General features: G+C 59.9%; 18 protein-coding genes. 17 read left to right on the top strand and 1 reads right to left on the bottom strand.

What is annotated here, in order from left to right:
• Window positions 1–38 precede the first annotated feature (38 nt).
• From ctaG to GT019_RS08540, 8 genes are all read left to right on the top strand, one after another.
• Window positions 39–941 carry a cytochrome c oxidase assembly factor CtaG gene (gene ctaG / locus GT019_RS08575; RefSeq protein WP_161742697.1) on the top strand — a complete coding sequence of 301 codons (903 nt, stop codon included), beginning with the start codon at window positions 39–41 and terminating at the stop codon, window positions 939–941.
• A 43-nt stretch (window positions 942–984) separates the two neighbouring features.
• Window positions 985–1,452 carry a DUF420 domain-containing protein gene (locus GT019_RS08570; protein WP_161742696.1) on the top strand — a complete coding sequence of 156 codons (468 nt, stop codon included), beginning with the start codon at window positions 985–987 and terminating at the stop codon, window positions 1,450–1,452.
• A gap of 124 nt (window positions 1,453–1,576) precedes the next feature.
• Window positions 1,577–2,614: a DUF4432 family protein gene (locus GT019_RS08565; RefSeq protein WP_161742695.1), complete on the top strand. Its 1,038-nt coding sequence runs from the start codon at window positions 1,577–1,579 to the stop codon at window positions 2,612–2,614.
• A gap of 22 nt (window positions 2,615–2,636) precedes the next feature.
• Entirely contained in the window at window positions 2,637–3,398 is a 762-nt protein-coding gene (locus GT019_RS08560; protein WP_161742694.1) for a DeoR/GlpR family DNA-binding transcription regulator, read from the top strand.
• Between the two features lie 96 nt (window positions 3,399–3,494).
• Window positions 3,495–4,340: a class I fructose-bisphosphate aldolase gene (locus tag GT019_RS08555; protein WP_161742693.1), complete on the top strand. Its 846-nt coding sequence runs from the start codon at window positions 3,495–3,497 to the stop codon at window positions 4,338–4,340.
• A 1-nt stretch (window position 4,341) separates the two neighbouring features.
• Complete coding sequence (locus tag GT019_RS08550) at window positions 4,342–5,502, top strand: Gfo/Idh/MocA family protein (protein ID WP_161742692.1); 1,161 nt, start codon at window positions 4,342–4,344, stop codon at window positions 5,500–5,502.
• A 2-nt stretch (window positions 5,503–5,504) separates the two neighbouring features.
• Complete coding sequence (locus GT019_RS08545; RefSeq protein WP_161742691.1) at window positions 5,505–6,713, top strand: carbohydrate kinase family protein; 1,209 nt, start codon at window positions 5,505–5,507, stop codon at window positions 6,711–6,713.
• Between the two features lie 47 nt (window positions 6,714–6,760).
• Window positions 6,761–7,306 (top strand): D-lyxose/D-mannose family sugar isomerase, encoded by a 546-nt coding sequence (locus GT019_RS08540; RefSeq protein WP_161742690.1) that lies wholly within the window; start codon window positions 6,761–6,763, stop codon window positions 7,304–7,306.
• Between the two features lie 323 nt (window positions 7,307–7,629).
• Here the strand turns inward: GT019_RS08540 and GT019_RS08535 are convergent, their stop codons facing one another.
• Window positions 7,630–8,337 carry a FadR/GntR family transcriptional regulator gene (locus GT019_RS08535; protein WP_235947258.1) on the bottom strand — a complete coding sequence of 236 codons (708 nt, stop codon included), beginning with the start codon at window positions 8,335–8,337 and terminating at the stop codon, window positions 7,630–7,632.
• A gap of 152 nt (window positions 8,338–8,489) precedes the next feature.
• On the opposite strand from GT019_RS08535, the gene GT019_RS08530 reads away from it, so the two are divergent.
• From GT019_RS08530 to GT019_RS08490, 9 genes are all read left to right on the top strand, one after another.
• Window positions 8,490–9,905, top strand: coding sequence for an FAD-linked oxidase C-terminal domain-containing protein (locus GT019_RS08530; protein ID WP_161742689.1), 1,416 nt, complete (start codon window positions 8,490–8,492; stop codon window positions 9,903–9,905).
• Window positions 9,906–9,999: 94 nt separating this feature from the next.
• Entirely contained in the window at window positions 10,000–11,388 is a 1,389-nt protein-coding gene (locus tag GT019_RS08525; protein ID WP_161742807.1) for a (Fe-S)-binding protein, read from the top strand.
• 217 nt (window positions 11,389–11,605) lie between these two features.
• Window positions 11,606–12,067 carry a hypothetical protein gene (locus tag GT019_RS08520; RefSeq protein WP_161742688.1) on the top strand — a complete coding sequence of 154 codons (462 nt, stop codon included), beginning with the start codon at window positions 11,606–11,608 and terminating at the stop codon, window positions 12,065–12,067.
• A gap of 277 nt (window positions 12,068–12,344) precedes the next feature.
• On the top strand, window positions 12,345–13,067 hold the full coding sequence (locus GT019_RS08515) for a hypothetical protein (RefSeq protein WP_161742687.1): 723 nt from the start codon (window positions 12,345–12,347) through the stop codon (window positions 13,065–13,067).
• Between the two features lie 33 nt (window positions 13,068–13,100).
• The gene (locus tag GT019_RS08510) at window positions 13,101–13,544 is read left to right on the top strand and encodes a GntR family transcriptional regulator (protein WP_161742686.1); all 444 of its coding nucleotides are present in this window, start codon (window positions 13,101–13,103) and stop codon (window positions 13,542–13,544) included.
• The gene (locus GT019_RS08505; protein WP_161742685.1) at window positions 13,541–14,443 is read left to right on the top strand and encodes an ABC transporter ATP-binding protein; all 903 of its coding nucleotides are present in this window, start codon (window positions 13,541–13,543) and stop codon (window positions 14,441–14,443) included. Before GT019_RS08510 ends, GT019_RS08505 begins: the two co-directional genes overlap by 4 nt.
• 2 nt (window positions 14,444–14,445) lie before the next feature.
• Window positions 14,446–15,348 (top strand): ABC transporter ATP-binding protein, encoded by a 903-nt coding sequence (locus GT019_RS08500; protein WP_161742684.1) that lies wholly within the window; start codon window positions 14,446–14,448, stop codon window positions 15,346–15,348.
• Window positions 15,341–16,672 carry an ABC transporter permease gene (locus tag GT019_RS08495; RefSeq protein ID WP_161742683.1) on the top strand — a complete coding sequence of 444 codons (1,332 nt, stop codon included), beginning with the start codon at window positions 15,341–15,343 and terminating at the stop codon, window positions 16,670–16,672. Before GT019_RS08500 ends, GT019_RS08495 begins: the two co-directional genes overlap by 8 nt.
• Before the next feature lie 292 nt (window positions 16,673–16,964).
• Window positions 16,965–17,576: a TetR/AcrR family transcriptional regulator gene (locus tag GT019_RS08490; protein WP_161742682.1), complete on the top strand. Its 612-nt coding sequence runs from the start codon at window positions 16,965–16,967 to the stop codon at window positions 17,574–17,576.
• Window positions 17,577–17,582 lie beyond the last annotated feature (6 nt).

Genomic DNA, 17,582 nt, shown 5'->3' with positions numbered 1-17,582 from the left:
TGTTGTAAGCGAGTATCACCTTGGAAAGGGGTACCAACATGCTCGGATTGCAATACTTCAGCTTTGAAGAGTTGTGGAGCCCATGGTTTTTCTTCTTTATGACAGCGCTAGTCATCCTCTATTTCTATTTAGCTGGACCTTGGAAGGAAAAGCATGCGCCGCAGGATGCGAAGGTTACCGTCTTGCAGAAGACGTTGTTCGTATCGGGAATGGTGCTGTATTATATGGCGCAGGGCGGGCCGCTTGAACTGCTCGGGCATTTGATGTTTACGTTTCATATGGTGAACATGTCGTTATCGTACTTGATCGCGCCTCCGCTGCTGCTGCTCGGCATTCCCGCGTTTATGTGGCGGCGCTTTTTTCGCGGATCGTTCTGGGCGAAGCTGAGTTGGACGATGCACCCGATTTTTACGCTCGTCCTGTTCAATATGCTGTTCTCGATCTATCATGTGCCGGTCGTGCATGATTATGTCATGACGCATTTCGCCGTGCACCGACTCTACTATTTGGTATTGCTTGTCACTTCGTTTATGATGTGGTGGCAGATCGCTTGCCCGGTACCGGAGTGGAACCGGCTTACGGATCTTCGTAAAATGGCCTATATCTTCGCGAACGGCATGCTGCTTACCCCGGCATGCGCGCTGATCATATTCTCGACCAGTTCCATGTATGCGACGTACAGCGATCCGGAAGTATGGGCAAGAGCCATGGGATACTGCGTTTCCGGCGATCCGGGCGCGCTGCTCGCCAAATTCACGGGACCGACGTTTTTCAACCTGATGTCGCCCGCAGAGGATCAGCAGCTTGGCGGCATCGTCATGAAGCTGGTCCAAGAATTGATGTACGGCTGCATCTTGGCTTATGTGTTTTTCCAATGGTATAAGCGAGAGCACGGGGATGCGACGGATGACGAGATTCCGGATAACGGTGCTTTCAATTAAGCGAATAAGCAAATTTCTTGCATAGAAACGGACGGGATGAATCTTGTCAAAGTATGATATTTTTCCGACGATCAGCACCTCGTTTATCGTCATCAGCGCGATATTGGTCGCGATAGGCTGGAACCTGGCCATTAAGAGAAGGCTCGAATCGCATAAGAAGGTCATGATTGCGGGCGCCATCGCCGCGCTCTTGTTCTTCATCATCTATGTTTCCCGCACGGTCTTCGTCGGCAATACCGACTGGGGCGGCTCGGATGAAATGAAGCCGTATTACTTGACGTTTCTATTCTTCCATATCGTGCTTGCGACCGTAGGCGCGATATTCGGGATTACGACGCTGACGCTTGGTTTTCGCGAGAAATTCGCGAAGCACCGCAAGTGGGGGCGGGTTACGTCGGTGATTTGGTTTTTTACGGCCATCACGGGCGTGATCGTCTACGTGCTGCTCTATCTGATGTATCCGGGCGGCCATACGAAGCCGGTCCTCGACGTATTGTTCGGCAACGGATAATCGGATCCATCGAATAGCTTTTCGTCTAAAGCGGTAAATCTCCTTGTGAGGTTTACCGCTTTTTTGTACAATTGTTGTTAGTTAAGAACATTCTATGTTTGTTTTAAACAGAGGAGGATGTACGATGCTATTGCACGGTCGAAGCTTTACGAGAAGGGAAATCGAGGCGCGCGTCGGGCGGATCGAGCAAATCGGCGGGATCCGGAGGATGGCGCTGACGGAAGGCAATGAAGCAGGGGCAAGTGTCATTGCGGTACGGACGGGGGCCGGGCTCGCCTATGAGGTGACGCCGGATAAAGGCATGGACATCTCGATGGCTTCGTTCGCGGGTTCGTCATTGGCATGGCAGTCGGCCAACGGCGACGTGCATCCCTCTTATTATGACGACCGGGAAAAGGATTGGCTGCGTACGGCTTCCGGCGGTTTGCTCATGAGCTGCGGCTTGATCAGCGCAGGCTTACCGAGTACGGTAGGAGGCGTAACCTACGGACAGCATGGCCGCGCGCATCATACGGCGGCTAGGCAAGTCACCGCGGAGAGCGTTTGGGTCGGCGACGAGCTAGAGCTTTGCGTGCGCGGAATCATCGAAGAGACGTCGATGTTCGGCGGTCATTTGCGGCTGCGGCGCGAGATTCGGAGCAGGTTCGGGGAGAATGCGATCACGATTCGGGACGTAGCGGAGAATGCGGGGTTCAAGGCATGTCCGCATATGATGCTGTATCATTTTAATTTCGGCTATCCGCTGATGTCCGAGGACACAAAGGTCACGTTCCCAAGCACGCGGATAACGTCGGTTATACCGGATGTTCCGCTGGAAGGCTACGGCCGATGGGAAGCGCCGTCCCCCGATAACGGGGAACGCGTCTATTATCACGAGCTGCCGAAGACGCCGAACGGAAGAACGGCGGTGGCGATCCATCAGCCAAACTTCCCGTTCGCTGCCCGAATAACGGCTCCCGTAACCGTAAAGCTGGATTGGAATACCGATGCGCTGCCCCGCTTGGTGCAGTGGAGAATGCCCGGCGCGGGCGTGCATGCGCTCGGCATCGAACCGGCGAACTGCGGCGTGGAAGGCATGGCGGTCGAACAAGAAAGGGGCACGCTGCGGATGCTGGAGCCGGGCGAGTCCGTCGAATACGAATTAAAGCTGTCGATCGATTGAAGATCGGCGAGGAGGATCATTCATGAGTTTGAACGAAAGGCAGCAGCAGCTGCTCGGCATGCTGGAAAGCGCCGGCGAAGTGAAGGTGGCCGGGTTGAAGGAGCACTTTGGCGTGACGGAGATGACCATCCGGCGGGACTTGGAGAAGCTGGAACTGGCCGGATACGTGAAACGAACGTTCGGCGGCGCGATTCTCGCCTCGAAGGATGTCGCGATCGGGGACCGTGCGGGCGTCATGGCGGACGAGAAGCAGGCCATCGGCCGAGCCGCCGCCGCGCTCGTGCAGGAGAACGATTCGATCTTCATCGACGGCGGCACGACGACGCTGCATGTCGCCCGGTATTTGAAGCCGGATCTGAATATAACGGTCGTGACCAATGCGCTCAATATCGCCATCGAGCTGCTCGAACGGAAAATTACGACGGTCGTAACGGGCGGCATGGCCTTGGAGACGACGGCGACGCTGGTCGGGCCCGGGACGGTGGAGACGATCGGCAAAATGGCGTTCGACCGCGTATTTCTCGGCGCAACCGGCTTGACGGCGAAGCATGGCTTCAGCAATTCCAATATGTACGAGGCCGAGATCAAACGGATGGCGATCGCGCAGGCGTCGGAAACGAATATCGTGGTCGACCATACCAAGTACGGTGCGAAGGAGCTGTTCTCGTTCGCGGCGCTCGGCGAAGCGCATCGTATCATAAGCAGCGAGCCGCCCGAAGAATCGCTGCTGCAAGCTTGCCGGGAGCAAACGGTCGAGGTCGTGATTGCCAGTAAAAATGTTTGATTCAAACATAATGATAGACATATGAATCCCGTTGCGTTAAATTATTGTTATAAACGAACATTATTTGTTTCAATATAACAAGGGAGATGGATATGGATGTCAGTCAAACCAAGGCTCAACCGGATGTTCAGCGAACAGGGGAAATGCTTCGACGTCGCGGTGGATCACGGATTCTTCAATGAGGTGTCGTTCCTGTCCGGCATTGAGGATATGAGGAAAGCCGTTCAAACGATCGTGGAGGCCAATCCGGATTGCATCCAGCTCAGCGTCGGGCAGGCGAAGTGGCTGCAGGACGTTCCCGGCAAGCGGAAACCGGGGCTCGTCCTGCGCACGGACGCGGCGAATATTTACGGCACGGAGCTGCCGCGTTTTCTGTTCAGCGAGCTGATCGACCGCGCCATCGAGAAGGCGGCGGCGCTCGATGCAGTCGCCGTCTGCGTTAATTTGCTGCTGCTCCCGGGCCAGCCGGAGCTCCATCACCAATGCGTCCGCAATATCACGCTGCTCAAGAGCGAGTGCGAGAAGTACGGCATGCCGCTGATGGTCGAGCCGCTCGTCATGCTTCCGAACGAAGCGAAGGGCGGCTATATGGTGGATGGCGACATCGATAAAATCATGCCGTTGGTCCGTCAGGGCGTCGAGCTTGGCGCGGACGTCATCAAAGCCGATCCCAGCGACGATGTCTCGGCGTATCATCGGGTCATCGAAGTGGCTTCCGGCATTCCGGTACTCGTACGCGGCGGCGGCCGGGCCAGCGACGAAGAAATCGTGAGCCGCACGGTCGAGCTGATGAATCAAGGCGCTTCCGGCATCGTCTACGGCCGCAACGTCATTCAGCATCCGAATCCGGCGGGCATGACGAGCGCGCTGATGGCGATCGTGCACCACGGCGCGACGGCGGAGCAGGCGCTCGCGATCCTAAACGGCGGGGAGGCGCGATAAGATGAGCAAGCGCATCATTCGTTTCGGCGTTATCGGCTGCGGATTAATGGGTAAAGAATTCGCAAGCGCCGCCGCGAGGTGGCTGCATCTGGGCGGCGTCGATTTCGAACCGCGCATCGTGGCGGTCTGCGATGCCAACCCTGCGGCGACGGAATGGTTCAAGGAACAAGCGACGAGCGTGGAGCGCGCCTACACGGATTATAAGGAGCTGTTGGCGGACGGCGAGGTCGAAGCGGTCTACTGCGCGGTGCCGCATAACCTGCATGCGCAGATCTACGTCGACATTATCGAAGCCGGCAAGCATCTGCTCGGGGAGAAGCCGTTCGGCATCGACGCGGAGGCAAACGCGCGGATCAATGCGGCGCTGGCGGCCAATCCGGACGTGATCGTACGCTGCTCGTCGGAGTTCCCTTTCTACCCCGGGGCGCATCAGGTAATCCAGTGGGTGAACGAAGGCAAATTCGGCCGCATCATCGAAGTCGAAGCCGGGTTCTGGCATTCCAGCGATCTCGATCCGACGAAGCCGATCAATTGGAAGAGGAGAATCGCGACGAACGGCGAATATGGCTGCATGGGCGATCTGGGCATGCACGTACTTCATCTGCCCATGCGTTTCGGCTGGAAACCAGAGAGCGTAAGGGCGCTGCTCAGCAAGATCGTGGCAGAACGTCCTGACGGCCAAGGCCAGTACGTCCCTTGCGAAACATGGGATAACGCGATCCTCGCCTGCGACGTGCGGACGGCGGATCAGCAGTTTCCGATGGTGCTGTCAACGAAAAGGATCGCGCCGGGCCATGCCAACACCTGGTTCATCCGCATTCAAGGCACGGAGCTGTCGGCGGTATTCAGCACGAAGAATCCGAAGCAGGTCTCGTCGCTGCCGTATTCGCCTGGCAAGCAGCAGGCTTGGCATACGGTGGACGTCCCTTACAAATCGGCTTACGGCACGATAACCGGCGGGATCTTCGAATTCGGCTTCTCGGATTCCATCCTGCAAATGTGGGCCGCCTTCTGCGACGAGCTTGCGCATGGCACGGCCGGCATGTCGCAGCCGTTCCGCTGCGCGACGCCGGAAGAAGCCTTGGGCAGCCACCGCGTCTTCACGGCCGCGCTGGAATCGGAGCGCACCGGCGCGACCGTGTCGATCGACTGGGGGAATTGAGCGTGAGCGAAGCGCGCATAGGTTCGGAAGTCGTGGTAGCCGGGCATATCTGTCTCGACGTTATCCCGACGATTCACATCGCCCATGGCGGTATGGGGGCGCTGCTCGTGCCGGGCAAGCTCGTGGAGATCGGAGCGGCCCGAATCGCCACGGGCGGCGCGGTCTCCAACACGGGACTCGCGCTGCACCGGTTGGGCATTCGCACGAAGCTGATGGGCAAGATCGGCGACGATATGTTCGGACGCGCGGTCGAGAACGTGCTGCGGGAGTACGGCGACGAGCTGGCGGAAGGCATGATCGTGGCGCCGGGCGAGCAAACGTCCTACACCATCGTCATCAACCCGCCGAATATCGACCGCATCTTCCTCCACTGCACCGGCGCGAACGATACGTTTGCCGCGGAGGATCTGCCGGCCGACGCGCTCGAAGGGGCGCGCGTCTTCCATTTCGGCTACCCGCCGCTCATGCGGAGAATGTACGCGGACGGCGGAGAGGAACTGGCGAAGCTGCTCTCCAAGGCAAATTCGAAGGGCCTGACGGTGTCGCTCGACTTGGCGAAGCCGGATCCGGCCTCGCCTGCGGGAGTAGCGGATTGGCGCTGCATATTTGCGAAAGCGCTGCCTTTTGTCGACGTGTTTCTGCCGAGCTTCGAGGAAGTCCTCTACATGCTGCGGCCGGAAAGCTACAAGGAGCTAACCGCGGCGCATGGCGACGACCTGCTCCCGTATGCGAACGGGCCGCTCTTGCGGGAACTGGCCGACGAGCTGATCGCGCAGGGGGCGGCCATCGTCGTGCTGAAGCTTGGCGAGCATGGGCTCTATCTCCGCACGACCGGTGACGCGGTCAGATTGGCTTCCGCGGGCGCCGGCGCGCCGGCAACGGAGGCTTGGCTGGATCGCGAGCTGCTCGCCCCTTGCTTCGAGGTGGTAGCGGCGGGCACGACGGGCGCCGGGGACTGCACGATCGCGGGATTTTTGGCGGGGCTGCTGAAAGGGCTCGGCCCGGAGTCGGCCTTAAGCGGGGCGGTGGCCGTAGGCGCCTGCAACGTTGAGCAAGCCGATGCGACAAGCGGCGTGCCGTCGTGGGAAGCCGTGCAGGCGCGGATCGCCGCGGGATGGAGCAAGCGAAGCAAGCATTTGCCGCTGCCGGGCTGGATCGAGGTCGAGGGAATTTGGCACGGACCGGAAGAACGCTGCATGCGGCGCGCATGATTGGCACAATTTAGGCGGATACTAGAGCGACCAGGAGGTTGATCGGCATGAAACGAAGCGAAGTCGCAGCGGCTCAGAGGAGAGCGACGGACCTGCTCGATGCGCATGGCATTATGTTGACGCCGGAGGAGCGCGCGAACGTCGAGGTGGCCGGATTCGGGCTCGGCAATTTGGAGCGCCAAGGCTTGGAGCTCGTGACGTATATCAATACGGACCGCTATTGCGCGAAGGAGCTGGTGCTGTTCCCGGGCCAAACCTGCCCGGAACATCTGCATCCCCCGGTCGGCGGGGAGCCCGGCAAAATGGAGACGTTCCGCTGCCGCCACGGCGTCGTCTATCTCTACGTCGAAGGCGAAAACGACGGCACGATTCAAGCGGAGGTGCCGGAGGGAAGCGAGGCGTATTACACGGTTTTTCACGAGATCGAGCTGCATCCCGGCCAGCAATACACGATTCCGCCGGGCACGAAGCACTGGTTCCAAGCCGGGGAAAACGGCGCGATCGTATCGGAGTTTTCGACCACGAGCCGCGATGAATTCGATATTTTCACGGATCCGAACGTTCAGCGCATGCCCGCGATCGTGGAAGACTAGCTTCGGCGGCTGTTCGCAGGCAGGCGAGCCCGGGACCGGCAGAGCGCCATGGAGGGCGGGAGCCTTGATCATGCGCGTGAAAGCAGGCTAGGGAAGACGGCGGTATCTTGGCTTCTCGCGACCAATGAAGGAAGCTTGCGAGATGACCGAAGCACGCAACATTATTGGAGCATGCAAACATAACCGAAGCATGCAACATAATCGAAGCATGCAACATAATCGAAGCATGCAACATAATCGAAGCATGCAACATAATCGAAGCATGTAAACATAACCGATGCACACAAACAAAACCGAAGCACGCAAACAAAACCGGCATTCTCCTAGAGAATGCCGGTTTTGTCGCGCAGGACCTGTTCGACCTTGGCGAGATGCTGTCCCATGCGCGACGAGGCGAGCGCCTCGTCGCGGCCGCGGATGGCGGACACGATGGACCGATGCTCGTCCAGCAGCCGGCTGGCGGAGCGGTGCTCGGCGTAGAACCAGAGCGACCGCGTGTCGCGCATGCTCTCGTGGAGCCGTTCGGAGAGCGTCTTCATCAGCTCCATCAGCATCGGATTATGCGTCGCTCCGGCGATCTGCTCGTGCAGCCGAACGTCGGCTTGTTCGCCGAAGATCTCGTCGTCGAGCCGATCCGCCATCTCGTTCAGCGTGGCGTCCAAGGCTTCGAGATCGGCCTCGGATCGATGCTTCGCGGCCAGCGCGGCGCAGCCGGTCTCGAGCACCTTGCGCACGTCGAGCAGCTGGAGCAGCGAATCGGCGCGGTCCAGCCAGGCTTCCTGCGCGAAGGCGGGCTCGTCCGGCGGCGCCTTGACGTAAGTGCCGCCGCCTTGGCGAATATCGAGCAGCCCTTTCGCTTTCAGCGCGCTCAGCGCTTCGCGGATCGTGGAGCGGCCGACGCCGTATTCGGCGGCCAGGTCGACCACGGAAGGCAGCTTGTCGCCGGGGGACAGCTCGCCGGAGGTCAATTTGAGGTGAAGCTTCTGGGCGACCCACTCGTTGCTCTTGAGCGGCCGTTCGTTCATGGACATGTGGCGGGCCTCCTGTATCGCTAGAAGTAGAGATCGCTATAGATCGCGTGCGTAATTTTGAAGGTGCAGGCTGCTTTCATCTTATGATATACTACTTGCAAAGCAAAGTCATCAGACGACCTGATCTATTTCATCATAAAGGGGAGTTCACCATGCTTCAAGAAGCAGTAGCCGGCAAGCTTCGCGCCATCGTCGGCGCACAGTGGTTCAAAGACGATCCCGAATCCCTGATCACGCATTCGTACGATGGCACGCCGATGCTCCAATCGCTGCCGGACGGCGTCGTGTATCCCGAGCATACGGCCCATGTATCCGCGATCCTGAAAGTGCTGCAAGAGCATCGGGTTCCCGTCGTGAGCCGCGGCTCCGGCACGAATCTATGCGGCGGAACGGTGCCCGTGCAGGGCGGCGTCGTCATGGTCATGCACCGGATGAACCGCATCCTGCAAGTGGATCTCGAGAATCTGACCGCGACCGTGCAGCCCGGACTCAATACGAAAGCGTTCATTACGCATGTGGAAAGCCTCGGCCTGTTCTACCCGCCGGATCCGAGCAGCATGGCGATCTCCACGATCGGCGGCAACATCGCCGAGTGCTCCGGCGGCCTGCGCGGCTTGAAGTACGGCACGACGAAGGATTACGTCATCGGCCTGGAAGCGGTGCTGGCGAGCGGCGAGATCATCCGCACCGGCGGCAAGCTGATGAAGGACGTGGCGGGCTACGACCTGACGAAGCTGCTCGTCGGCTCGGAAGGCACGCTCGCCGTCATCACGGAAGCAACGCTGAAGCTGGTTCCCCCGCCGAAGACGAAGAAGACGATGCTCGCGATGTACAAGGACTTGTACGGCGCGGCGCGCACGGTATCCAAGATCATCGAGAACAGGATCATTCCGGCGACGCTGGAATTTCTGGACAATCCCACGATCCGCGTCGTGGACGATTTCGCGAAGCTGGGCCTGCCGCTCGACATGGACGCGATCCTGCTGATCGAGCAGGACGGCGAAGCGGAGATGGTCGACCGCGATATCGAACGGATCGCGGAGATTTGCCGCAGCGAGAACGCGGAGCGCGTCAGCATCGCCGCCGACGAGGCGGAGGCGCTGAAGCTGCTGACGGCGCGGCGCAGCGCGTTCACCGCCTTGGCGCGGCTGCGGCCGACGACGATTCTCGAGGACGCCACCGTGCCCCGTTCCAAGATCGCCGACATGGTGCTCGCGATCAACGAGATCGCCAAGCGCCACGGCGTGACGATCTGCACGTTCGGCCATGCCGGAGACGGCAACCTGCATCCGACCGCGACGACGGATGCCCGCGATGCCGACGAGATTCACCGCGTGGAGGAAGCGTTCGCGGAAATCTTCGAGGCCGCGATCGCGCTCGGCGGCACGATTACCGGCGAGCACGGCGTCGGCCTCGTGAAGGCGCCGTTCCTCGAATGGAAGGTCGGGGCAGCCGGGATCGCGGTCATGCAGGGGATCAAGCAGGCGTTCGACCCGAACAATATTTTGAATCCGGGCAAAATGTTCGCCAAATCGGCGCGCAAAAGGGTGGTGCTGAGCCGTGGCTAAAACGTTAAGCGATTTGATCCCGACGCATGGCGATCGCGCAGGGCTGGCGACGACGCTCAAGAACGCGCTCGATTACGATCAGCTGACGAACTGCATGCGCTGCGGGTTCTGCCTGCCGGCCTGCCCGACGTTTCGGGAGACGGGCTTCGAGGCGGAATCGCCGCGCGGCCGGATCGCCCTGATGAAGGCGGTCGCCGACGGCCTGATGGATCCGGACGAAGCGTTCGAGACCCAGATGAACCATTGCCTCGGCTGCCGCGCCTGCGAGCCCGCTTGCCCCGCCGACGTCAAGTACGGCCAGCTGCTGGAGCAGGCGCGCGACTCCGTCGAGAAGCATACGACGACGCACCGCTGGTGGGTGAAGGCAGCTCGCAAAACCGCGTTCGAGGGCATGTTCCCGCATCAGAACCGGATGCGCCTGCTCGGCGGCGCGCTGCAGATGTACCAACGGACCGGCCTGCGCAAGCTGGTGCGCGGCGCCGGGCTGATGAAGCTGTTCCCGCAGCATATGCGGGACATGGAAGCGATTCTGCCCGACGCGTCGTACAAAGGCGTCGTCGAGCAGATCGGCGCGTTCCATCCGGCGAAGGGCGAGCGGATCGCGACGGTCGGCTTGTTCCGCGGCTGCATCATGGACGTGCTGTTCACTGCGACGAACAAAAACACGGTCGAGCTGCTGAACGAAGCGGGCTTCGACGTCGTCATTCCGGAAACGCAAAATTGCTGCGGCGCGCTGCACGCGCATAGCGGCGAGCAGGACGGCGCGAAGGCGCTGGCGAAGCGCAACATCGCGGCGTTCAAGGCGGCCGGCGTCGATTGGATCGCCTCCAACGCGGGCGGCTGCGGGGCGCTGCTCGTGGAATACGACCATTTGCTGCATGACGACCCGCAGTGGAAGGACGATGCGCGCTGGTTCGCGAAGCGAAGCGTCGACGTTGGTAAGCTGCTCGTGGAGCATGGCCGGCTGCGGACCGTCGCGCGGGCGGCCGTCGCCGCCGGCGCGGGCGCGATGATCGGCGGGAGCGGCGCCACGCCGGCGTCCGCGCAAGTAAGCGGCGGCCATGGCGCGCCATCCGGCGGCTGCGGCGGTTCGTGCAGCGGCGGCGTCGGATTCGCGTCGGACGAGAAGGTCCGCATCACGTACCAGGACTCCTGCCACCTGCGCAACGTGATGCGATCCTCCGAGGCGCCGCGCAAGCTGATGCGCAGCGTGGCGAACGCCGAGTTCGTCGAGCTCGCCGAGGCGGACCGCTGCTGCGGCTCGGCCGGGATCTACAATCTGACGCAGCCTCAGATGGCGGGCCGGATTCTCGATCACAAGATGGAGCACGTGAAACGGACCGGCGCCCATTATTTGCTGACAAGCAATCCCGGCTGCCTGCTGCAGATGAAGAACGGCATCGAGAAGCACGGCATGGGCGGGCGAATGGAAGCCCTGCATCTGGTTGATTTCTTGCATGATCGGATATGCGCGAAGGACTGACCGGCAATCGCATGAGCGAGCGCCCCCATGCTCGGATGGATTGACGGGGCGGGCGGATGAGCGGTGGCGCGAACAAGGCGCAGACGATGCGCAGACGAAGGAAGGACGATGCGCCGGTTCGCAGCCTGCATGATCGCTGCCGTCACGGATTCCTCAAAATACGGATAACCCCTCCGCGCATATAGATGAGTAACGACAGGTGCAGGGGGGATTACGCATGCATCCATTCAAGTCGCTCCTGACCAAGACGCTGATCCGGCTGTTCACCGCTTTCTTCGTATACCCGGCGATTCTGTTCGCCTGCCTGGTGCTCGGCTTCACGTCCTCGTGGAAATCCGGGACCGTCATGCTCGTCTCGGCGCTGCTGCTGCTGCTCGTGCTGAAGCGCGAGGCGGCGGCCATCCGTCCGGCGGGCGTCTGGCGCACGACGCGCAAACGCAAGCCCCGACGCGGAACGCCGGCAGGAAAGCGGCCGCTCGGCTATTTTCCGGATGCGTTCGATTCGGCTGCTTGCCCGCCGCAGCTAAGCGAGATTTATTCCGACATGGCCGCGCAGCTGCGAGAGCAGGAGACGCTGCTCGCGCTGCTTAGAACGATGGACGGCAAGCCCGGCGGCAAACATCCGGAAGGCTGCCAATGTTCGAGCTGCGAGCAGGCGTTTCAGGGGCCGAACAAGTAATGCAAGCGATGATCGAACCGCCAATGCGTGCCGAGAGGCCCGGATCGGCGGTTTTTTTTGGTTCCGTCATAACGCCGCGCATGGCGGGCAATCTCCCAAGAAAGCAGTGAGATCAAGTCGTCGGCTATTTGCCGTGCTCCCGTTATCCATGCCGCCGGTCCGGAGCCGGCGGTTATTTTGCGTTTCGCGGAAATCCAGCTATTGACAATCGAATTGGAGAGTGATTATACTGTGTATATGAATATATACAGTATATAAAGCGGAAGGAGCTGAGACGATGTCGACTTGGCAAGGCGCTTTGACGCTGCTTCGATCCGAGGGACGCCGGTCTTGGGGCGGGCTGCTCTTGACGATGGTTTTCTCCGCGTACATCAGCGTGGTCATGATGCCGTTGTTTCAGAACCTGCTGGATCACGGGGGCAAGGGCGTGTACGGCTGGATCGGCAATTTCCTGTATATGACCCTCCTGCCCAACATGGCCTTCATCTTGAACCGCAGCGTGTTTCATTATTGGAGCCGCGATCCGTACTCCCGGAGGCTTGCGTATTGGCGCACGCTGCCGATCAGCTGGAATGCCATCGTGCTGTCCCGGATGCTGCAGCTCTGTATCGTGCTCACGATCGTTTCGGTGTTTTTCTTTACCGTGCAGTACGCGCTGCTGAACGAGCTACGCGAGCTGATGGCGCCTAGCGAATATATCGTCTATGCGCTGGTCTGGTACGGCTACGCCTTGACGCTCGGCGCCACCTATGCGTTTTTCGAGCAAACGTTGGGCGGGAAAGCCTATTTGGCGGTTTGCCACGGCTATTTGATCTTCTACCTGCTGATCGGGGTCGTGCTGTGGCGGACGGATACGGATCTGCTGTACCGGACGATCGAGGCATCCCGCGCTCACGAATGGGCGTGGCCGGTCGTGTCGCTGCTGCTGGGCGCAGCGGCGACGGTTCTTATCGGGCTCCTGATTCGAAAGCAGCTTGCGAAGCGCAATTTCTATCATTAGGCGGGCTCGACATTCGAAGAAAGGGTGGTCGCGGTGTGGATACCGATACAACTGAATGAACAAAGCGCAGAGCCGTTGTACCACCAGATCGAAGTGCAGCTCCGCGCATTCATCGTCAGCGGGCAGATGCCCGAGGGCACGCTGCTGCCCTCGATCCGAGAGCTGGCGCAGTTGACGAAGTGCAGCGTCATTACGGTCCGGCGCGTCTATCAGGATCTGGAGAACGAAGGCTTGCTCCGCACCAGGCAGGGAACGGGCACGTTCGTGGCCAAGGTCGACGAGACGCTTCGGGATACGCAGCGGCGGAGCACGGTCATCGGAGCGATCGAGGCGGCTGTGGATGCCGGGATCCGAGTTCATTTTACCGACGAGGAGATGATGGAGATGCTGCGCGAGGTGCTTGGGCGAAAACGGGCGGCGGAGGCCTTGACAGAACGGCAGGGCGCGCCGACGGATGAAGGAGGGGAACCGGCATGACGACGGAAACGGCCGTGGCGATCGAGGGCTTGGTGCAGCGAAGGGCGCATTTCGAGCTGGGTCCGGTGGACTTGAACATTCCGAAGGGATACGTGACGGCGATCGTGGGGCCGAACGGCTCGGGCAAGAGCTCGCTGTTCCGGCTGATGCTGGGGCTGGCGCGCCCGGACTCGGGCGGCGTGCGGCTGCTCGGTGAGCAGGTTCGCGGCGAAGACCGGGTATCGCTCAAGACGCGTATCGGATACGTGCCCGAGGAGGCGATCGATATCGAGGACCGGCTCAGCGGCGAGGCGAAATCGGCCTTCGTCCGGCAGTGGTATCCCGGCTGGGACGTGAACTATTACCGGGAGCTGCTGCGGCGCTTCGAGGTCGATCCCGCGCTTAAGCTGGGCAAAATGTCCAAGGGCATGCGGCGCAAGTTCGAGCTGTCGCTCGCCATGGCGCATCATCCGGAGCTGCTGCTGCTGGACGAACCTTCCTCGGGGCTGGATCCGATCGCGTGGAAGACGATGATCGACGCGCTTCACCGCTTCATGGAGCGGGGCGACCGCACGATCGTCATGGCCTCCCACATCATCGACGAAGTGCGCAGGCTCGCGGATTACATCGCGTTCGTCGCGCAGGGCAAGGTGCTCGGCATGTACGAGAAGGACGCGCTGCTGGAAGCGTGGCAGACGATGTACGTCGATGCCGGCGGCAGGACGCTGCCGTGGAAGGAGATGCCCGGTTACCGGAGCTGCGACCTGGCGGGCGGCACGACGTATAAAGTCGTGACGGAGCAAGCCTTCGAAGCGGAGCAGTGGCTGGCCGCGGCCGGAGCGGTGCTGGTCAGCAAGCGGAAATTGGAGCTGGACGACATCCTGTTGAATCTAACCGAACATGCGAGAGGAGTTTACTAATCATGAATGCTTTATCGCTGGAACAGGTTTTCAAGCAGTACGGCGCCAATACCGCCGTGAACGGCATCAGCTTCGAGGTCGGCCAGGGAGAGATCTACGGCCTGCTCGGCGCGAACGGCGCGGGCAAAACGACGACGATGCGCATGGTGCTCGGTCTCATCTATCCCGATTCAGGCAAGATCCGTTATGGCGGCAAGGCTTATTCCAAGGAGCTGCTGCAAGGCCTCGGCTATCTGCCCGAGGAACGCGGCCTCTACCCGAAGGTGAAGGTCAGCGACCAGATTCTCTATCTCGCGCAGCTGCGCGGCATGTCCCGCAAGGATGCGGACGCGAACCTGAGGCGCTGGCTGGATCGGTTCGGCGTGCCGGAGTATTACGGCAAGAAGGTCGAGGAGCTGTCGAAAGGCAATCAGCAGAAAATCCAGTTCATCGCGGCGGTCATCCATCATCCGCGCATCGTCATCATGGACGAAGCGTTCAGCGGACTCGATCCGGTCAACGTCGAGCTGCTGAAGTCGACGGTCAAGGAGCTACGCGACGGCGGTTCTTCGATCCTGTTCTCCACGCACCGGATGGAGCATGTCGAGGAGCTGTGCCGCAACATTACGATTTTGCACAAATCCAACCCCGTGCTGCAGGGGAATTTGAAAGCGATCAAGAAGCAATTTCCGCGGGAGCGCGTCGTTCTCGCGACGGACGGCGACGTGTCCGGCCTGGAAGCGCTCGGCGGCGTCACGGGCGTGACGCGGCATGAATACGGCTACGAGCTGATGATCGCCGACGAGGCCGCCGGCCGGCCGATCCTGGAGCTGGCGATGACGCAGACGAATGTCACGCGCTTCGAAATCATGGAACCGACGCTCAATGAAATCTTTATTAAGACGGTAGGTGAGAACCATGAATAACGGATTTTGGACGGTTGTCGGCTTCACGGCGAAGAACAAGCTGCGTGGCAAAGCGTTTCTCGTCACGACCATCATTATCGCGGTCATCATGAGCATCGGCATCAATTTGCCGTATATTATCTCGCAGTTCAGCGGCGAGGGCAAACCGACGGCGGTAGGCTACCTGGACAGCGCGGCGGACAAGGCGCAATCGCAGCTGTTCACGTCGACGCGCATCGTCTCGCTGCTGGATGCGTACTACGAAGCGCAGGAGAAGCCGGAGCTGAAGTTCGTGCCGATCGCGGACGCGGGCTCCGCGGACGCGAACGAGCAGGCGCTGAAGCAAGCGGTGTCGGACGATCTCGTCGACGGGTATATCGGTTTCGCGCCGGACCCGGAGAGCGGGTTCCCCGCCGTAACGTACAAATCCGAAAGCCTGATGGAAACGAAGGTGTCGCAGTCGCTCTCGACGGCGCTGCAGGCCGTGAAGATGGAAGCGGTCATCGACAGCGGCGGCATTAGCGACGAGCTGAAGGCGGTGCTGACGAAGCCCATCAAGCTCGATACCGTCCAAATCTCCACCGGCGAAGGCGCCGGCTCCATCGGCAACGGCAAATCGTCCGAGCAGCAGGGCATGGACATGGCCACGGTCTACGTCATCATCTTCATGCTGTTCATGGCGATCATGATCAGCGGCCAAATGATCGCGAGCGAGATCACGGCGGAGAAAAGCTCGCGCGTCATGGAGATTCTGATCACGAGCGTGGCGCCGCTGAAGGCAATGTTCGGCAAGATTCTCGGCATGTTCCTCGTCGTGCTGGCGCAGCTGGCGGCGTACATCGTCGTGATCGTCGTCAACATGACGCTGCCGCAGAACGCCGACACGCTGAGCGGTTACGGCATCTCGCTGGATCTGATCGATCCCGCTCTGCTCGTGTACGCCATCCTGTTCTTCTTGACCGGCTTCTTCCTGTTCGCGACGCTGTTCGCGGCGGTCGGCTCGATCGTCAGCCGCACGGAGGATCTCGGCCAGGCGGTGCTGCCGATCACGATGCTGTCGCTCGCGGGCTTCTACATCTGTATCTTCAGCGGCCTCAACAGCCCGGGCTCCATGCTGATCAAAGTGTCGTCGTTCATCCCGTTCTTTTCGCCGTACGCGATGGTCGTCCGGCTCGGCCTGTCCGATCCGCCGCTCTGGCAGGTGTGGCTGTCGATCGCCATCCTGCTCGCCTCGATCCTGGCCTGCGGCTGGCTGTCCGCGAAGATCTACCGCGCCGGCGTGCTGATGTACGGCAAGAAGCCGTCGATGAAGGAGCTGTTCAAGGCGATGCGGGCGTACCGCTAGTCCCCGTATTGGAAGTTTGTTCCTCTCGTCGTCGGAGTTATCGATAAAAATGGTTCATATTTAAAAGCCAGCCAGATCAAACCCTTGATCCGACTGGCTTTTTTTCATTTCGGGAATGAAAAGCCGGTGTCCTCGGCGATCGTTTAATCTATAATTCCGATTGATTAACTTTGATTTGTTCGTTATGATAACATTTAACAAAAGCTGTAATCTGAACAAATCTACTGAATATGTCCGTTTTCATACACCATATAAGAATTTGTATGACTTCTATCAGAAAGGCGTGGTTCGCATGGCCGAGGTCCGGATGGATCGCCGAATTCATAAGACGAAGCTGCAGATCGTGCATGCTTTTTTGTCATTATGCGAGAAGAGGAAATTCGATTCGATCGTGATCAAAGACATTACGGAAGCCGCGGATATTAGCCGTTCTACGTTTTATGCGCATTTTCAAGACAAATACGTGCTGATGGAACAGATCGTCAAAGACAAGCTGGCGGAACTGATCGCCCTTTACGAGAGCAAAAAAGCCAAGATTCACGCCTATGTGCCGCAGCAGGAAACGCCGGATCCGTATTTTACGTTCCTGTTCGAACATTTGGCCGAGCAAGCTCCCTCCTACCGGATCCTCTTATTGCATGTGCCGGAATCCGGCTTCGAGGAGCGGCTGATCGAAACCGTCCAACAGACCATCGGCCTGCGAATCGACAATAACCGGATGGACCAGAAGCAGCCGATTCCATTGGACATTCTGCTCGAGAGCATGGCGTTCTGGATCGGCGGAACGGCGATATCCTGGTTAAAGCAGGGCATGATCTATTCGCCGAACTATATGGCGATCCAAATGAGCAGGCTTGCCGCGATGGGATTTTATCAAGCGATGAATCACAGGGCAAACAAATAATGGATT

It is taken from the genome of Paenibacillus glycinis (assembly GCF_009909185.1).
GTDB lineage: Bacteria > Bacillota > Bacilli > Paenibacillales > Paenibacillaceae > Paenibacillus_Z > Paenibacillus_Z glycinis.
This window is presented reverse-complemented; position numbering and strand designations above follow the sequence as displayed.

Bases quoted from the DNA above. Each gene is read 5' to 3' on its own strand.
- GT019_RS08535 (WP_235947258.1), bottom strand. From the start codon at position 8,337: ATGTCCATGAACGAACGGCCGCTCAAGAGCAACGAGTGGGTCGCCCAG.
- GT019_RS08525 (WP_161742807.1), top strand. From the start codon at position 10,000: ATGCGCTGCGGGTTCTGCCTGCCGGCCTGCCCGACGTTTCGGGAGACG.
- GT019_RS08505 (WP_161742685.1), top strand. From the start codon at position 13,541: ATGACGACGGAAACGGCCGTGGCGATCGAGGGCTTGGTGCAGCGAAGG.
- GT019_RS08550 (WP_161742692.1), top strand. From the start codon at position 4,342: ATGAGCAAGCGCATCATTCGTTTCGGCGTTATCGGCTGCGGATTAATG.
- GT019_RS08560 (WP_161742694.1), top strand. From the start codon at position 2,637: ATGAGTTTGAACGAAAGGCAGCAGCAGCTGCTCGGCATGCTGGAAAGC.
- GT019_RS08490 (WP_161742682.1), top strand. From the start codon at position 16,965: ATGGCCGAGGTCCGGATGGATCGCCGAATTCATAAGACGAAGCTGCAG.
- GT019_RS08515 (WP_161742687.1), top strand. From the start codon at position 12,345: ATGTCGACTTGGCAAGGCGCTTTGACGCTGCTTCGATCCGAGGGACGC.
- GT019_RS08495 (WP_161742683.1), top strand. From the start codon at position 15,341: ATGAATAACGGATTTTGGACGGTTGTCGGCTTCACGGCGAAGAACAAG.
- GT019_RS08540 (WP_161742690.1), top strand. From the start codon at position 6,761: ATGAAACGAAGCGAAGTCGCAGCGGCTCAGAGGAGAGCGACGGACCTG.
- GT019_RS08500 (WP_161742684.1), top strand. From the start codon at position 14,446: ATGAATGCTTTATCGCTGGAACAGGTTTTCAAGCAGTACGGCGCCAAT.
- GT019_RS08520 (WP_161742688.1), top strand. From the start codon at position 11,606: ATGCATCCATTCAAGTCGCTCCTGACCAAGACGCTGATCCGGCTGTTC.
- GT019_RS08555 (WP_161742693.1), top strand. From the start codon at position 3,495: ATGTCAGTCAAACCAAGGCTCAACCGGATGTTCAGCGAACAGGGGAAA.
- GT019_RS08530 (WP_161742689.1), top strand. From the start codon at position 8,490: ATGCTTCAAGAAGCAGTAGCCGGCAAGCTTCGCGCCATCGTCGGCGCA.
- ctaG (WP_161742697.1), top strand. From the start codon at position 39: ATGCTCGGATTGCAATACTTCAGCTTTGAAGAGTTGTGGAGCCCATGG.
- GT019_RS08565 (WP_161742695.1), top strand. From the start codon at position 1,577: ATGCTATTGCACGGTCGAAGCTTTACGAGAAGGGAAATCGAGGCGCGC.